The sequence below is a fragment of the Sphingobium sp. JAI105 genome (assembly GCF_015752145.1).
GTDB lineage: Bacteria > Pseudomonadota > Alphaproteobacteria > Sphingomonadales > Sphingomonadaceae > Sphingobium > Sphingobium xenophagum.
Genome location: NZ_JADOUC010000001.1, coordinates 3,334,530 through 3,351,296, shown reverse-complemented (window position 1 = coordinate 3,351,296; position 16,767 = coordinate 3,334,530). Strand labels below are relative to the sequence as shown.

At 64.4% G+C, this 16,767-nt stretch carries 15 protein-coding genes; 5 read left to right on the top strand and 10 right to left on the bottom strand.

From position 1 onward, the window contains the following. Positions 1–7: 7 nt before the first annotated feature. The 3 genes from IWY39_RS16290 to IWY39_RS16280 all read right to left on the bottom strand — a co-directional run bounded on the left by IWY39_RS16290 (position 8) and on the right by IWY39_RS16280 (position 3,902). Complete coding sequence (locus IWY39_RS16290; RefSeq protein WP_017182194.1) at positions 8–1,051, bottom strand: efflux RND transporter periplasmic adaptor subunit; 1,044 nt, start codon at positions 1,049–1,051, stop codon at positions 8–10. A gap of 89 nt (positions 1,052–1,140) precedes the next feature. After that, complete coding sequence (locus IWY39_RS16285; protein ID WP_107123746.1) at positions 1,141–1,878, bottom strand: TlyA family RNA methyltransferase; 738 nt, start codon at positions 1,876–1,878, stop codon at positions 1,141–1,143. Further along, the gene (locus IWY39_RS16280) at positions 1,878–3,902 is read right to left on the bottom strand and encodes a protein-disulfide reductase DsbD family protein (RefSeq protein ID WP_107123747.1); all 2,025 of its coding nucleotides are present in this window, start codon (positions 3,900–3,902) and stop codon (positions 1,878–1,880) included. The genes IWY39_RS16285 and IWY39_RS16280 overlap by 1 nt, the downstream gene beginning before the upstream one ends. A 76-nt stretch (positions 3,903–3,978) precedes the next feature. On the opposite strand from IWY39_RS16280, the gene IWY39_RS16275 reads away from it, so the two are divergent. Beyond that, on the top strand, positions 3,979–5,607 hold the full coding sequence (locus IWY39_RS16275; RefSeq protein WP_107123748.1) for an alkaline phosphatase family protein: 1,629 nt from the start codon (positions 3,979–3,981) through the stop codon (positions 5,605–5,607). A gap of 60 nt (positions 5,608–5,667) precedes the next feature. Here the strand turns inward: IWY39_RS16275 and IWY39_RS16270 are convergent, their stop codons facing one another. From IWY39_RS16270 to IWY39_RS16240, 7 genes are all read right to left on the bottom strand, one after another. After that, a complete protein-coding gene (locus tag IWY39_RS16270; RefSeq protein WP_019051561.1) occupies positions 5,668–6,990 on the bottom strand; it encodes an ATP-binding protein in 1,323 nt (440 codons plus the stop codon). Further along, on the bottom strand, positions 6,987–7,697 hold the full coding sequence (locus IWY39_RS16265; protein WP_006961535.1) for a response regulator: 711 nt from the start codon (positions 7,695–7,697) through the stop codon (positions 6,987–6,989). The genes IWY39_RS16270 and IWY39_RS16265 overlap by 4 nt, the downstream gene beginning before the upstream one ends. Positions 7,698–7,885: 188 nt before the next feature. After that, complete coding sequence (locus IWY39_RS16260) at positions 7,886–8,716, bottom strand: TorF family putative porin (RefSeq protein ID WP_107123749.1); 831 nt, start codon at positions 8,714–8,716, stop codon at positions 7,886–7,888. 266 nt (positions 8,717–8,982) lie between these two features. Continuing rightward, entirely contained in the window at positions 8,983–10,479 is a 1,497-nt protein-coding gene (locus IWY39_RS16255) for a SulP family inorganic anion transporter (protein WP_107123750.1), read from the bottom strand. A gap of 3 nt (positions 10,480–10,482) precedes the next feature. After that, positions 10,483–11,181 (bottom strand): carbonic anhydrase, encoded by a 699-nt coding sequence (locus IWY39_RS16250; RefSeq protein WP_017182201.1) that lies wholly within the window; start codon positions 11,179–11,181, stop codon positions 10,483–10,485. Positions 11,182–11,325: 144 nt separating this feature from the next. Continuing rightward, complete coding sequence (locus IWY39_RS16245) at positions 11,326–12,042, bottom strand: response regulator (protein ID WP_086485419.1); 717 nt, start codon at positions 12,040–12,042, stop codon at positions 11,326–11,328. 163 nt (positions 12,043–12,205) lie between these two features. Then, a complete protein-coding gene (locus IWY39_RS16240; protein WP_107123751.1) occupies positions 12,206–12,736 on the bottom strand; it encodes a hypothetical protein in 531 nt (176 codons plus the stop codon). Positions 12,737–12,915: 179 nt separating this feature from the next. Between IWY39_RS16240 and IWY39_RS16235 the strand changes: the two genes are divergently transcribed. The 4 genes from IWY39_RS16235 (at position 12,916) to IWY39_RS16220 (ending at position 16,575) form a co-directional block, all read left to right on the top strand. Further along, positions 12,916–13,884, top strand: coding sequence for a magnesium and cobalt transport protein CorA (locus tag IWY39_RS16235; RefSeq protein ID WP_107123752.1), 969 nt, complete (start codon positions 12,916–12,918; stop codon positions 13,882–13,884). Next, on the top strand, positions 13,875–14,096 hold the full coding sequence (locus IWY39_RS16230; protein ID WP_107123753.1) for a hypothetical protein: 222 nt from the start codon (positions 13,875–13,877) through the stop codon (positions 14,094–14,096). The genes IWY39_RS16235 and IWY39_RS16230 overlap by 10 nt, the downstream gene beginning before the upstream one ends. 558 nt (positions 14,097–14,654) lie before the next feature. Further along, positions 14,655–15,077 carry a hypothetical protein gene (locus tag IWY39_RS16225; protein ID WP_146147656.1) on the top strand — a complete coding sequence of 141 codons (423 nt, stop codon included), beginning with the start codon at positions 14,655–14,657 and terminating at the stop codon, positions 15,075–15,077. Beyond that, positions 15,037–16,575: an integrase catalytic domain-containing protein gene (locus IWY39_RS16220; RefSeq protein ID WP_107124880.1), complete on the top strand. Its 1,539-nt coding sequence runs from the start codon at positions 15,037–15,039 to the stop codon at positions 16,573–16,575. The genes IWY39_RS16225 and IWY39_RS16220 overlap by 41 nt, the downstream gene beginning before the upstream one ends. Positions 16,576–16,767: the final 192 nt, after the last annotated feature.

The following is a 16,767-nucleotide window of genomic DNA, read 5'->3' as shown; positions in this document are numbered from 1 at the left end:
CGGTGCCCTACCCCGCCGATTTGGAGGACGGCGCGGGCTTGTCCCCTGCCAGCCGCACCGGCACGCCATCGCTCAGCTTGACGACGCCATCGGTCACCACCTGCTGGCCCGCCTTCACCCCGCCCAATATCTCGACCAGCCCGTTTTGCCGCAGCCCGGTATCGACCTTGACCCGCTTGGCCTTGCGATCCTCCACCACGAACACGAAGCGATCCTCGCCATCGCCCACCACCGCCAGTTCGGGCAGCGCGAGCGACTGGCGCTGGCGCGACACGATGCTGACGGTCAGCAACATGCCCGGTTTCAGCGCATGATCAGGATTGGGCAGGATCGCGCGGACGCGCACCGCGCGCGTGGCGGGGTCGATCACCGGGTCGATGGTCGCGATCGTGCCGTTGAACGGCCGGTCGGGCCAGGCGGCGGACACGGCGCGGATCGTCTGCCCTTCGCGAATGGTCGACAGGCGGGTTTCGGGCACGGTGAAGTCCAGCTTGATCCGTGAAATGTCGCTGACCGTGGCGATGGCCGTGCCCGCCGTCACGATTGCGCCGGGCGACACGGTGCGCAGGCTGAGCCAGCCGCCAAAGGGCGCGCGGATCACCCGGTCGTTGATCGCGGCACGACTCTGGTCGGCACTGGCCTTGGCTGCGTTGGCCAGCGCAAGTTGCTGGTCCAGCAAGGCGGCCGTGGCAAAGCCGCGCGCCTTTAGCGCCTGCACCCGTTGCAGTTGCTGCCCCGCCTGCAAGGCCTGCGCCTGCGCCGCGGCCAGTTCGGCCTGTTCCTGCGCGATCGCCATGGTCGCGATCACCTGCCCTTTGGCGACATAGCCGCCATCGGCAAAGTTGATCGAGGTGACCCGTTCGGTCACGGGCGCGGACAGGATCACCTGTTCATTGGCCAGCGCCGTGCCGACGGCATCCAGCGTATCGGCAAAATCCGCCTTCGCAATCGGCGCTGCCTCGACCAGCGCTGCCTGGCGCGGCTTGGATGTCTTGTCGCCACTGCAACCGGCAAGGCATAGGGCGGTGATAAGAAACAGGGATTTGCGCATGGTGGAGGGCTATCGGGCCTTTCGATGCGACACAACATGGCCTTTTGTCGCAAGATGTAACAACGTCGCAAATAACGAATACAGGACGCTTATCCACCAAGCCGGGCATAGAGTAAAAATTCGACATTGCCCTGCGGTCCCGTGATCGGGCTGGGCGTGATGCCGATGGTGGTCCAGCCCTGCCCTTCTATCCACGCGCGCACGTCCTGGCAGACACGATCATGGATCGCGGGATCGCGCACCACCCCGCCTTTGCCGACCTCCTCACGTCCCGCCTCGAACTGCGGCTTGATGAGCGCCACCAGCGACGCGCCGGGCCGGGCGAAGGTCAGCGGCCGTTCCAATACCTTGGCAAGCGCGATGAAGCTGGCGTCGCACACGATGATGTCGATCGGCTCGGCAATATGGGCCTGTGTCAGGATGCGCGCGCTGGTCTGTTCATGGACGATGACGCGCGGATCGCTGCGCAACTTCCACGCCAGCTGGTTGGTGCCGCTGTCCACCGCATAGACGCGAACCGCGCCATTGGTCAGCAGCACGTCGGTAAAGCCGCCGGTCGAGCTGCCCACGTCCAGCCCCACCATGCCGGTGACATCGATGGCATATTCGGTCAGCGCATGGGCCAGCTTGATGCCGCCGCGCGACACCCAGGGGTGGTCCCGGCCCCGTACGTCCAGTTCGGCATCGGGCGCGATCTGCTGCCCGGCCTTGTCGATCTTCCTGTCGCCCAGAAAGACGAGGCCAGCGAGGATCAGCGCCTGCGCGCGCGCACGGCTTTCCGCCAGGCCATTGTCGACAAGCAGCTGGTCGGCGCGAATCTTCGCCATCAGCCCACCAGCGCCGTCAGCGTCGCGGGCGTCAGCAATTGCGGCAGCGTCTGCGCCTCCTTGCCCGGCGCATACCAGAGATAGAGCGGCACGCCCGACCGGCCCTGGCCTTCCAGAAAGCGTGTGATCGCCGGATCGGCATTGGTCCAGTCGCCGACCATCACCGTCACGCCCCCCTTGTCGAAGGCGGCGCGGGTCTCGGCGCGGTCGATCGCGGCGGCTTCATTGGCCTTGCAGGTCAGGCACCAGTCGGCGGTGAAATAGAGGAATACCGGCTTGTTCGCCGCGCGCAGGCTGGCCAGCCGCGCTTCGTCGAACGGTAGCGCCGCCCCCTCCTGCGCGGCGGCGGCAGGCGCGCGCGACGGCAGCAGCGCCGCCGCCCCGCCCAACACCGCAAGGGCCGCCAGCGCCACGATCCAGCCGCCGCCCCGCCCGGCCCGCTGTCGGCTACCCAGCCACCAGAGCAGCAGCACCAGCGCCAGCATCGCGGCCAGCCCGATCGTCATGCCCGTCACGCCGCGCTGTTGCCCCAGCAGCCATGCCAGGCCCAGCGCGGTCAGGAACATCGGGATCGACAATATCTTCTGGAACCGCCCCATCCACGGCCCCGGTCGCGGCAGCCGTGTGCGCAGCGCGGGGATATAGGCCAGCAGCAGGAAGGGCAGCGCCAGCCCCAGCCCCAGCCCGGCAAACACCGCCAGCGCGGCGGCCAGCGGCAGCACCAGCGCCGCGCCCATCGCCGCGCCCATGAATGGCCCGGTACAGGGCGTCGCGACGAAGGCGACCAGCGCCCCGGTCCAGAAGGCGCCCGCCATGCCGCCCTTGCCCGCCAGCCCCTCGCCCCCGCCGACCGCGTGCAATTCGAACAGGCCCGAAAGATTGAAAGCGATCGCGCCGACCAGCAGCAGCAGCGTCAGGATGATGCGCGGGTCCTGCAACTGGAACGCCCAGCCGACAGCCGCCCCCGCCGCGCGCAACGCCAGCAGCGCCGCGCCAAGCGCCAGGCAGGTAGCGATCACCCCGGCGGCATAGGCGATCGCTTCGCGCCGCACGGTCCGCTCATCGCCCCCGGCCTTCGCCAGTTTCATGGCCTTGAGGCCCAGTATCGGGAATACGCAGGGCATGATGTTGAGCAGCAACCCGCCCAGCAGCGCCCCGCCCAGCGCGATCAGGATCGCGCCGGTCACGCCGCCGCCCGATGCCGCCACCTGGCCGGGCCGGGCCGTCAGCAGAAAGCCGACATGGTCGCCCGTAGCCAGCACCGCCTGCACCGCGCCCCCCTTGCCGCCCTCGCCCGCATCGGTTTCCACCAGCAGCCGGTCACCATCGCGGGTCACGCTCTGCGGCGCGGCATAGCGCGCCAGCCCTTCGCCCAAGGGAAATAGATGCACCTGATCCGCCTGCGCATCGGCGGGAAAGGGTACGGACAGGCGCAGCTTGCCATCGGCAATCGCATAGGTCGCTTCGGACCCCAGCGGCCGCGGCAGATGGCTGCGCCAGGCGTCGAACCGCGCCCGATCGGCTGCCGCCACCTGCCCGTCGCCCGCAACCAGATCCAGCGCCATCTCGCCACTTTCCGGCACGCACACCTTGTCGGTGCAGGCCAGCCATTGCGCCTTCACCCGCACCGGCAGGCGCGTGCCTGGCGCGACATCGGGCGCAACCGTCAGGGTCGCCAATATGCCATAGGGGCCTTCATACACATGGTTCATCAGGCCCGAAATCAGCAGCGTTTCGGGCACCGGATAGCGCAGGCGACCGACGCTCACGCCCTTGGGCAATGTCCAGCTCACCGTCATGCCAAGGCCGGCATCGCCCGGATTTTCCCAATAGCCATGCCATCCCGCTTCCGGCACCATGGCAAAGGCTATGTTCGTCGTCTTGCCCGGTGCGGGCGTGGCGCTTTCGGCCACCAGATGCGCGGAAATATGCGGCGCACCGCCCCCGAACGCGCCCTGCGCCTGCGCGCCTGAAACCCCGGCCAGCAAAGCCAGCGTCATCAATATGACATGAAAAATCCGCATCGGGCCTCTGGTCGCGTGGGTGTCAGCGGGCTAGGTTGGGTGACGTTCGCCGTCAAGGCTGGAGAAGGTAGAGTAGATGTTGAGAAAAGTCGCCACCGCCCTGCTGCTCGCCACCGCGATCCCGGCCACAGCCCAGACGACGCCGCCCAAACTGATCGTCGCCATATCGGTCGACCAGTTTTCCGCCGACCTGTTCAGCGAATATCGCCAATATTATAGCGGCGGCCTGAAGCGGCTGACGCAAGGGGTCGTGTTCCCCAAGGGTTATCAAAGCCATGCCGCGACCGAAACCTGCCCCGGCCATTCGACCATCCTGACCGGCAGCCGCCCGTCGCGCACCGGGATCATCGCAAACACATGGTTCGACCTGTCGACCGCGCGCGAGGACAAGGCGGTCTACTGCGCCGAGGATGAAAGTCAGCCGGGCAGCAACAGCGGCAATTATGTCGCCTCCCCCATTCACCTGAAAGTCCCCACATTGGGCGGCCGGATGAAGATCGCCAACCCCGCTGCCCGCGTCGTATCGGTCGCGGGGAAGGATCGCGCCGCGATCATGATGGGCGGACCGACCGCCGATCAGACATGGTGGATCGGCGGCGCGCAAGGCTTCGTCAGCTACAAGGGCGTCGCCACCCCGCCACTGGTGGCGAAGATCAACGAAGCCTTTGCCGCGCGCCTGGCCCAGCCCAATGCGGGATTCGACCTGCCGCAACAATGCGTGGCCAAGGATTTCCCGGTCGCGATCGGCGCTGGCAAGAGCGTTGGCACCGGCCGCTTCGCGCGCGCAGCCGGTGATTTCAAGGCCTTCCGCGCCTCGCCCGAACAGGATGCGATGACGCTGGTGCTGGCCGCCGGTGCGATCGAAAGCATGGCGCTGGGCAAGCAGGCGCAGACCGACATCATCTCGATCGGCCTGTCGGCGACCGATTATGTCGGCCACACCTATGGCACCGAAGGCACCGAAAGCTGCATCCAGATCGACCGTCTGGACCGCGAACTGGGTGCTTTCTTCGACCGGCTCGACAAGGATGGCATCGACTATGCGGTGGTGCTGACTGCCGACCATGGCGGCCACGACCTGCCCGAACGTCACCGCGAAAATGCCATGCCGATGGAAAACCGCGTCGACGCGGCATTGACGCCCAAGGCGCTGAGCGCGACGATCGGGGCCATCACCGGCCTGTCCGGCAAGACGCTGATCTGGGGTGACGGCCCGGCGGGCGACCTTTATATCGACAAGGGGCTGACTGCCGCCCAGCGCGCGAAGGTGGAGGCCGAGACGCTCAAGCTGCTGCGCGCGCATCCGCAGGTCGAGGCAGCCTTTACCAAGGCGCAGATCGCCGCCGTCCCCTCCCCGTCCGGCCCGCCGGAAAGCTGGTCGCTGCTACAGGAAGCGCGCGCCAGTTTCGATCCGGCGCGGTCGGGCGACATCCTGTTGCTGCTCAAGCCCCGGATCACGCCGATCGTCGATCCGACCAAAGGCTATGTCGCCACCCATGGCAGCCCATGGGACTATGATCGCCGCGTGCCCATCCTGTTCTGGCGCAAGGGGCTAACCCATTTCGAGCAGCCGCTGGGCGTGGAAACGGTCGACATCATGCCGACGCTGGCGGCTCTGATCGGCCTGCCCGTTCCCAAGAGCGAGATTGATGGCCGTTGCCTGGATCTGGTGGCGGGCGAAGGGAGCAGTTGCCCCGCGCAATGACGGCGCTTTGGCCGGGCTATTCCGGTTCGCGCCGCGAATATCGCTCGTGACCGCGGTTTCTCATTTGCCCGAAGGCAGGAACAGGCAGATTTCAGCGCGCAAGCCCCCTTCGGGCCGGTTCGCGAGCGTCAGCTTGCCGCCTTCGGCATCGACCGCCTTCTGCACGATCGCCAGCCCCAGCCCCAATCCGCTGGTATTGCGCTGGCGCGCGGTGTCGAGCCGGGCAAAGGGTTTGAGTACGGCGTCAAGCTGGTCGCGCGGGATGCCCGGTCCATCATCATCGACTCGGATCAGCACCTCATTCCCTTTGCGCTCCAGGCTCACGCGGGCGCGCTTGCCATAATGCAGCGCATTTTCGATGAGGTTGCGCACCGCCCGGCGGAGCGATAGCGCCCGCACCGCCAGTTCCAGATGATCCGGCCCGGCATATTCGACATCATGGCCATGGTCCTGAAACGAATCGACGATCGTCGCGACCGTCACCGCCAGGTCCGTCCGCACCGCAGGTTCAGGGTCTTTCTCACCGCCCAGAAAATCGAGCAGCGATTCGATCATCTGCCCCATTTCCTCCAGGTCGCCATCCATCGCCTCGCGCGTTTCCCCGTCGGGCACCGTTTCCAGCCGCAATTGCAGCCGCGCCAGCGGCGTGCGCATGTCATGGCCAACCGCAGCCAGCGTCTCCGTCCGTTCATCGATCAGGCGATGGATGCGGGTCTGCATCACGTTGAACGCGCGGATCAGGTTGCGCACATCGTTGGTGCCCGCTTCTGGCAGGATCACCTCGCGCCCCAGGCCGATCTGCTCGGTCGCGCGGGTCAGGTCGCGCAGCGGGTCCAGCGTCTTGCGGATCAGAACCCAACCCGCAATCAACAGCGCCAGCACGGGAATGAGCGCCATCCCCATCCGTCCGATGGTGAAGGCCCATTTGCCTCCGCCATGGTGCATACCGAAATAGAGCCAGCTGCCATCGGGCAATTGCAGCCCGCCATTGATTTCCGAATGGCGGCCCGGCGACGCCAGCCGCAGCCACAGGCGGGATCGTTCCAGACTGGGTTCCCAGGCGATGATCTGCTGGCGCATCCGCTCCAGTTCGGGCGACAGGGGCGGCGGCGGTGGCGCAGCGGGCGACCAATGCACGTCATAGCGGTCCGTGGTCAGCTGGACGCCCATCGTGCGCCGCTCCTCAACCGGCTGTTCGGTCAGCAGCTTGCGCGCGATCACCAGATGCTCGGCCAGCCGTCGCGCCTCGTCATCCTGCAGGGATAGCTGGCTGGCCCGCTCGTACATCAGCGTGCCGACGGCAAATTCCAGCGTCACCGTCAGCAAAAGGATCGCGAAAATGCGGCCGACCAGCCCCAGCGATCCTTTGAAATGCCGTTTCAAGCGCGGCTGACCTCGGCATTGAACATATAGCCGACGCCCCGCACCGTGGTGATGGGCGCCGGCCGATCCTCTGTGGTCAGCTTGCGGCGCAAGCGGCTGACCAGCACGTCGATGCTGCGGTCGCTGCTGTCGCCCATGCGGGTGCGCGACAATTCTATGAGCCGTTCCCGCGCGATCACCCGCTGCGGATGGCTGAGGAAGCTGCCCAGCAGGTCGAATTCCGCGCCCGTCAGGTCGACGATCGCGCCCGTGGGCGATCGCAGTTCGCGGCGGGGGAAATTGACCACCCAGTCATCGAAGCGCGCTTCATTTTCGCGATGATCGTCCGGCCCGCGCTCCAGCCCGACGCGGCGCAGGATGGCGCGGATGCGGGCAATCAGTTCGCGAGTGCCGAACGGCTTGGGCAGATAATCGTCCGCGCCCAGTTCCAGCCCGACAATACGATCGGTCTCGCTGCCCTTGGCGCTGATGAAGATGATGGGAACATCGCTCTTGCGCCGGATCTGGCGGCACAGGTCTATGCCGTTGGTGCCCGGCAACATGACGTCCAGCACGACCAGATCGACCGGCCCGGCATCGAACGCCACCCACATTTCCGGTCCCGAAGAGGCTGGACGAACCTGATAGCCATGTTCCTGCAACGCCCGCGCGGTCAGCGTACGCAGTGGCGGGTCATCCTCGACCAGGATGATGGTGGGGGCGGTCATGATGGGAACGACAGGACGTTGGTCATGTCAGCAGGGATAAGGTCGCCCTTGAACAGGGTCAACCATGTGAAGCTTGCGAAACGATCTGCAAGCGCGACAGCAACAATTTGTCATGCCCGCGACATCGGCGGATGGACGCGGCAGGACAGGTTGCGCCGGGCCTGCGTGACAGGCCCGGCGCATCTGGATCAGAAGGCTGCGGTCAGCGAGAAGACGACCTTGCCGCGAGCGATCGACGAACCGTCTGCATCGGAGAAGTTCGGGCGGAGGTAGTTTTCTTCGACGCGCGCAATGTCGGTGTCGACATAAGAAACACCCAGCGTCAGCGGCGTACCGGGAACGGCGACGTCGGCACCGACGAGCCAGTCGAGATATTTGCCGGTCGGGGCGATCGACGTGCCGTTCGGACCAAGGCCGGAGTTGCCCTTCGACCAACCCAAATGCGCCTTCAGCGTGAGCGGCGTGTTAGGCACCGCACCGTTCACGTCGGCCCAGACATAGAAATTGTCTTCCTTGGCGCCCGGATTGAAGATGGTGCAGGCCGCGTCGCTGCAAACCTTGCCGAGCGCTTCCTGCTTGGGTGCGTAGGCGACACCGATCAGACCATTGACCGGGCCGAGCGTGCTGGACAGCTTGACATAGGGTTCGGCGAAATCGGTCGTGTTGGCGCCCGACGGATACATGTACCAGGTCAGACCAACGTCGAGCGTCGCGCCGCCCAGCGGAATGGCGTAACCGGCGAACAGGTCGAGTTCCATGTTGGAACCGCCAAAAGTACCCCAGCCAGACAGGTTCGATGCCCAGGTGCCGACATAGGCGCCGCTTTCATGCGTGGCGGTGATGCCGCCCTGAACGGCCATGCCCTTGTCCGTCTGCGACACGCCACGGAAGCGATAGTCGGAAACCAGGGCAACGCTGCCCGATATGGTGACGGGACCGGCAGGTTCTTCCTGCGCGAAAGCCGGGACGCTCGACATAAGGGCGAGGGCGGCGGTAGCGATCTTATACTTCATGAACATTCCCCTTTACGAAAGAATGTTCCGTCCTGCGTCCACTGGCCCGAAAGTCTGTTGCTGCCGCTTCCAGTGCCTGTGGTCGACGTCTGACTAATTCTCAAATGCCCGGCAGGCAAACAGGTTTTTCTCGCATATGCGAGATGTTGGAAATTGCTGTGACATAAAAGTAACGATTTGAAGGTCGTCGTCGCCGCCCTAAAACGGCAAAATGCCGCCGTGTCGGGAGGAACACGGCGGCATTTTGGTCGCCTGATCAGGGGGGGGGATGATCAGGCGACGAGCTGGCGCATCCGTCCGGTTGCGCCGAACAGTTCGACCGGCGAACCGGCACCGCGGCGGCGATCGACCCATTCCCGCACCATTTCGGCGCAGGTATGGTCGATATGCCCCAGCCGCTCGACATTCAGGATGACGAGGCCGGCCGCAGGCAGCGAGTCGAGCTTGGCCGACAGCTTGGGCAGGTTGAGGAAGGTGGCCGAACCGCGCAGCGCGACTTCATACGTGTCGCCACGGCTTTCTTCCTCCATCTTCAGCCGCAGACGGCTCAGATGCGGGATCAGTTCCAGCATCGACAGGCCAATGCCGACCAGCACGCCGGTCAACAGGTCCGTTGCGACCACGCAGATCAGCGTCGCGGCCCACACGATGGCCGGCAACGGTCCATAGCGGTGCAGCAGATGGCGAACATGATCGACACTGACCAGACGAACGCCGGTGACAACCAATATGCCCGCCAGCGCAGCCATCGGAATTTCACGCAGCAACCAGGGGAGCAGCGCCACGAAGCCCAAAATCCAGATGCCGTGCAATATGGTGGACATCCGGGTCTTGGCCCCCGCCTGCACGTTGGCGGAACTGCGCACGATAACGCCGGTCATCGGCAGCGCCCCGGCAAAGCCGCAAAGCAGATTACCGACGCCCTGCGCGCTGAGTTCCCGGTTGTAATTGGTGCGTACGCCATCATGCATCCGGTCGACGGCAGCGGCCGACAGCAGGGTTTCGGCGCTGGCGATGAAGGCGATCGCAACGGCGGTGGTGATCACGGTCGGATTGAGCAATTGCGCCAGCAATCCGCCTTCGGGCAGCGTGATGGCGCCGACAATCGATTCCGGCACGACGACGCGCGCGACCGGCAGGGCGAGCAGGAAGGCGACCAGCGTGGCCGCAACCACGCCAACCAGTGCGCCGGGCACCAGCTTGAGCGAGGCGGGGCGGAATTTCTCCCAACCCAGCATGCCGAAGATGGTGATGAGGCCGACCGCGAAGGCCGTCGCCGCATCGCCGTTGGTCAGGCCGAAAATCTGGCCCGGCATAGCGATCAGATTGTGCAGGCCGCTCGACAAGGGCTTGTCGTCGAACAGCACATGGAACTGGCCGACCACGATCAGCACGCCGATGCCAGCCAGCATCCCGTGTACGACCGCGGGCGAAATCGCGCGGAACCAGCCGCCGACCCGCAACAACCCGGCGACCACCTGGATCGCGCCTGCCAGGATCAGGATGGGACCAAGGGCGGAAAGCCCCTGTTCGCGGACGATTTCAAAGACGATGACGGCAAGGCCCGCCGCCGGCCCGCTGACCTGCAAGGGCGAACCGGCCATCAGACCAACGACGATGCCGCCGATGATGCCGGTGATCAGGCCCTTTTCCGGTGGCACGCCGGAAGCAACCGCAATGCCCATGCACAGCGGCATCGCCACCAGAAAGACAACGATCGACGCTACGAAATCGCGGCTGAATGTGCCGCCGGAAAAGGCTTTCAACATGGCTTACTCCGCCGCCAGGGCATATTCGCCTTCGCCAGCGAGGCGACGGGCGTGAGGGAGCGCTACGGGCAGCGGCTGGCCTTCGCGCAGCGGCGAGAAACGGCCGGTTTCGCCATCAAGGCCCATCACCAGACCGGCATGAATGTCGACATACCAGCCATGCAGCGCAATTTCGCCACGGGCGATGCCCGATGCGACCGATGGATGGGTGCGCAGATGGGCGAGCTGCGCGACGACATTTTCCAGCGCCATGTTACGCAGCTTTTCCGCGTCGCTCAGATCGGCGGGATAGCTTGCCTTGCAGACCTGCTGCGCGGCATGGCTGTGTCGCAGCCAGGCAGCGACATTGGGCATGGCGGTCAGGTCGGCCTCGGTCGACAAAGCCTTCATCGCGCCGCAATCGCTATGGCCGCAAACGATGATGTCGCGGACGCCCAGAACCATGACGGCATATTCGACCGTGGAGGTGACGCCGCCATTCTGCGTCGCGTGCGGCGGGACGATGTTGCCTGCATTGCGGCATACGAACAGATCGCCCGGCTGCGCCTGCATGATATGTTCGGGAACGATTCGCGAATCGGCGCAGGAGATCATCAGCGCCTTGGGGCTCTGACCGTCACTGGCGAGTCGGTTGTAAAGCGCGCTTTCGTTCGGAAACGTGTGCTTTTCGAAGTTGAAAACGCGACCGATGAGCTCGTTCATGGAGTCTCTCCTTCGTTGTTTTGCCAGTCGGAACGGACCGGCCTGTCACGTTAGATAGGAGAGCGGCTTTGCTAGGTCGCAGCGGCTTTGTTAAATAGTATGTCTGAACGTTGAATCGATGTTGCAGTGCGGCGAAAGCATATTTCAGCAACGATCGACGGTGGCGCTGAACATGTAGCCGATGCCGCGGGCGGTCACGATCGGCGCGGGCTGGTCGCCATGGCGCAATTTGCGGCGCAGGCGGCTGATCAGCACGTCGACGCTGCGATCCGACGATGGCGCGTCGCGCACGCCGGCCAGTTCCATCAGCCGCGCCCGCGCGATCACTGTCTGGGGATGGTCCAGCAACACAGCCAGCAATGTAAACTCCGCCGCCGTCAGATCGACCGGCGCGCCGGCTGGATCAAGGATGGTCCGCCGTCCGAAATCGACTGTCCAGCCGTCGAACACCGCCTGGGTCTGGCGATTGAGGCCTGGCGACCGATCGCTCCTGCCGCGGCGCAGCACGGCCCGCACGCGCGCAGCCAGTTCCCGCCCCGAATAGGGCTTGGCCATATAATCGTCCGCCCCCAGTTCCAGCCCGACCACCCGGTCCACTTCGCTGCTATTGGCGCCGACCAGTATGACAGGCACGTCGCTGCGTTCGCGCACGTCGCGGCACAGGTCCAGCCCATCCGCCCCGCGCAACGCCGAATCCAGCACCACGACGCCCACAGGCACTTTACCGAGCGCCTGAAACACATCGTCGGACGATTGGGCAGGCAGGACGCGAAAGCCGCTTTCCTCCAGAAATTCGCGGATCGTCCGGCGCAGATCCGGCTGCGTCTCGGCGACCATGATCAACGGCGCGGTTACCGGCATCGCGGACCATTCGGCGCGGCATTGTGCGTCATCATCGCAACTCCTGCTCAGGCGAAAGCATCCGGCCCCTGCGAAGCCGGCGCGCCCGAATTAGGGCAGGCGAATGTCTCCGAAATTTGCCGGAGGTAACAAATTGTTGCTAATGGCCGACGGCAGATTTGGATCAGTAGCAGGACATCAGCGGCATCCGCACCGGCGGAGCAGCGGCAAGGTCGGGCCAGAGCTGCGCCATGACGCATGCCAGCCACAGGGCGTCGCTGCCTGCCCGGTGCCGCGTCGGACATCGCTGGTCGGCGATCCGCACGGCCGCACTGATTTGCGCCTCATCGACCTGCCGTTCGTCCAGCAGCGTTGCGACATGATCGATCGCGAAGGGGGCCGACCGTCCGGCCGCCGCCGCCAGTGTCTCCAGCCAATAGGGGTAGATCAGGCTGTCGGCGACCACGCGCTGGCCACCCACCGCCTCGGCCAGTTGATCCAGCACGACATGGGCAGGCAGCCCGTCCCGTTCGATCCGCGCCCGGCTCAGCCCGTGCAAGGCCTCGGCCTCCGCCGTCCAGCCCCAGCCCGCCCAGTCGGGATGCGGCCTTATGATCCAGCTGCGCGCGCCATCCGCTCCCGCCAGTCCGACCTCGATCGGAAAGGACCGTCCGTGGCGCGGCAGGCAGGATGCCTCGAAATCTATGGCCAACATGATGGGGGACCGCCTTCGCCTGCTATTTCCAATCCCCCTCTCGCCCCCAACTATGTCAGGGCGAAGTCACCTGCCACCGCTTCGTCGAAAAATCATGCGGGCCGTGGCCTGATTGGGATGGGACGCCATCCCCGCCATCTGCTAATCGAACCTCGCCTTGCCCCAAGCCGGACCTGTTCATGACTGTCATCGCTGCCTATCTCTATCGCAACGGCGCCCGTGTCCGGTCGGTGTCGATCGACGAGCGAATCGACTGCGCCCACGACAAATCCGAATTTGTCTGGATCGGCGTCGCCGACCCCACGCTGGCGGAGATGCAGGCGCTGCAGCGCACCTATGATCTGCATCCGCTGGCTGTCGAGGATGCGGTCAAGGCCAACCAGCTGCCCAAAGTCGACCTTTATGGCGACCAGCTGTTCGTCGTCGCCCGGACCGCCCATGTCGAAGATGACAGCATTTGCTACGGCGAAACCGCGATCTTCGTGGGGCACAGCCATATCATCACCGTCCGCCACGGCTCTGCGCGCGCGCACCTTGCCCTGCGGCAGGATCTGGAAGCGGTGCCCGCCCGCCTCGCCCAGGGGGTCGATTATGTCCTGCACGCCATCCTCGACTTCGTGGTCGATGGCTATCTGCCGATCATCGAGGGGATAGAAGAAGAGGTGCTGGCGATGGAACAGCATACCATCGACACGTTCCTGGGGCATGACGACATCACCCGCATCTTCAATCTTCGCCGCCAGCTGCTGCGTTTCCAGCGTATCCTGACGCCGATGCACGAAGTCGCGACCAAATTCGTCAAGCAGGAACTGCCCTGCATCGATGCGGAGGCCCGCCCCTATTTCAGCGACGTGCGCGACCATGTGCGCCGGGTCCAGACGATGGTGGAGGATCTGCGCGAGATTCTGGCGTCCGTGTTCGAATTCAGCAATTTGCTGGAACAGCAGCGCACCGGCGTCATCACCCGCCAATTGGCGGCCTGGGCCGCCATCCTGGCCGTACCGACCGCGATCGCGGGCATTTACGGCATGAATTTCGAGAATATGCCCGAACTGCGCACCCGCTATGGCTATTTCGTGGTGCTGGGCGTGATCAGCATCATCTGCGCCCTGCTCTATGCTCGCTTCAGGAAACTCAAATGGCTGTAACCAACGCCCTGGAACGCGCCGCCCGCGCCATGTACGCCAATATCGCACCCGATTGGGACTGGGACGATCCCGATGCAGAACCGATGCGGCGCATGTATCGCGACAATGCCCGCGTCGTGCTGGCCGCGATCCGCGATCCTGACCTGGCGATGGATAGCACAGCGCTTGCCGCCTGGCAGGCGATCATCGACGCCATGCTGGCAGAAGGCTGAACGGGTAACGCATGCCCGCGCTGGCGCCTGAGGCTGGAAAAAATGGTGCACCCGACGGGCACCCGGCAGCCATGGCAAGGTATTGGTTTAACGTCGGTTCTCGCTTCCGACAAGCGTTTGATACCATCACAAGTGCCAACCGTCCATCAGGATAGCGCGGGCTTGCATGGCATTGTCGGAAACAGCGCTTCATCCGTGGATGTGCCGGAAACACCTCAGTCCGTCCGAAAACTCTGTGATGGATGCCCGCATGGTTGCGGGTCGTCTAATCGCCCCGCTGTCAAGCCAGCTAATCAATCGTTCACGACTGAAACCGTGCGTATGCCGGGTACAGGGTCGTCTACGCGGTCGATGCAAGTTGATCGCCGCAGGATGGGTTCCGTAGGCGAGACCTTCCTATGTTCGTGACGCAATCTGCTCGCAAGGGCAGTTGCTTCCCGCTTTGCGAAATGATCTCGGCCGCGTCCCCGGCAGGGACGGCTACGCCCCGACTTCCGCACGATCGCGGATTTCCGTCGCACCAACCGGGCGGCGTTCAAGCCGCTGTTCCGATCCTTCGTGCTTTTGTGGGGCCGCCTCGACCTGTTCGGGCGCGAACTGGTGGCGGTGGACGGCACGAAGCTCAAGGCGGTCAATAGCCGCAAGCGCAACTTCACCCGCCAGAAACTGGCCGGATGGATCAGCCATGCCGATGAGCGGATCGAAGAGTATCTAGCCCGTCTTGATCTTGCCGATCGCGCCGAAGCCGAGGCAGAGGGTGCTGCCCACCGGGCGGCGGCGCTGGAGGCGAAGATCGCGAAGATGCGGGAGCGGCGTGAACTGCATAGCGCAATGCTGGCTGACCTTGTCGCCAGCGGCCGCATTGCCTCGCCTGAATTGCTCCTGAGTGTTGTCCAGTTGCCTCATCTAAAATGCTCCCGGCGGTGGCAGGGAGGAAACGATGAGGAAGGTGAGCATGGCAACGCGGAGAGAATTGGTTGAAGCGGTTGGCGAGCGGTATCGGGCGGCCGATCGCACGAGCAAGGGTAAGATTCTCGACGAGTTCGTCGCGGTCACGGGATTGCACCGCAAGCATGCGATGCGGATTTTGCGAGAGAAGGCGCCGTCGCGACAGACGGCGCGTCCCGAGCGCAGGATTTATACCGAGGCGGTGCGAACCGCGCTGATCCTATTGTGGGAGGCGAGCGATCGCCTCTGCGGTAAGCGGTTGCGGCCACTCATACCAATCCTGATCGAGGCCATGGAAGGCCATGGCCATCTTGACCTGGATCCGGAGATCAAGGCCAAGTTGTTGCAGGTGAGCGCAGCAACGATCGACCGGGCGTTGAAGACCGTGAGGGAAAGCAGTCCGAGGCTGCGGCGGCGGGGTGTGGCAGGATCAGAATTGAGGCGCAGCGTTCCGATCCGAACGTTCAGCGACTGGGGGGACCCGGCTCCGGGACATATGGAAGCAGACCTTGTGTCACACAGCGGGCCGATTGCGAAGGGGAGCTGGGCCTGGACGCTTACGCTGACCGATATCGCGACAGGTTGGACCGAGTGCGCACCGCTACTGGTTCGCGAACAAACGCTGTTGGTTGCCGTACTTTCCGAACTACGCAAGTTGATGCCGTTCCCGTTGCTGGGGTTCGATTCTGACAATGACAGTGTGTTCATCAATGAGACCGTACGCGACTACTGTGCCGCGACTGGGGTCACCTTTACCCGTTGCCGGCCCTATCGGAAGAACGATCAGGCCTGGGTTGAGCAAAAAAATGGCTCCGTTGTGCGTCGCCTGGTGGGATATCGTCGGTTCGAGGGACTGGAAGCGGCCAGGTCGCTGGCGGAGTTGTACGCCGCATCCCGTCTTTTTGTGAACTTCTTCCAACCTTCGTTCAAACTGGCCGAGAAGCAGCGGAACGGAGCCAGAGTGTATAAACGCTATCATGCCCCGGCGACGCCGTTCCAGCGCCTGATGGATGAGCCCCGGACCAGCGAGCAGACACGTCAGCAGCTTCGGCACATCGCTGCCGGGCTGGATCCGGTTCGGCTGCTGCGCGACATCCGCATGGCGCAGCAAAAACTGGTGATCCTCGCTGATGCGGTGGCCTCGGCGACACCGGCGGGGACAGCGTCGCCCCCGCCGCTGGATGCGTTCCTGTTGAGCCTGAGAACGTTATGGAAAAACGGCGAGGCGCGGCCTACGGCGACAGCGAGACCGCCGCAGAAACGGGGGCGTCGCCGACCAGATCCGCTGGTCCAGGTTGCCGACCAGTTGGAAACCTGGTTCGAGGAAGAACCCTGGCGCACCGGACGGGAGTTGTTGGAAAGGCTCCAGGCCGAGCAACCGGGAAATTACCCCAATGGTCTCCTTCGGACGGTCCAACGTCGGCTGAAAGGCTGGCGCACTGAAAAGGCACGTGCCCTCGTGTTCAGTCATATGCCTGCGGTAACCAGCGAAGGCACAGCAGGCACGATGGCCATGATAAGCGCTGCGTGACGGGTGGCCGCTCCGCCTCGCCTACGGCTCGGCTGCACGGCCACCCGTCACGCAAGTATCGCCATGACTGGCTATGTCCTGTAGGGAACATTTACGTGAGGCAACGATCACTCCATTCGGGAGCATTCCTCCGTGAGGCAATACGCTCTCTCATCCTGATTGTCGCGCGGCACAAAGAGGACTACGACAACT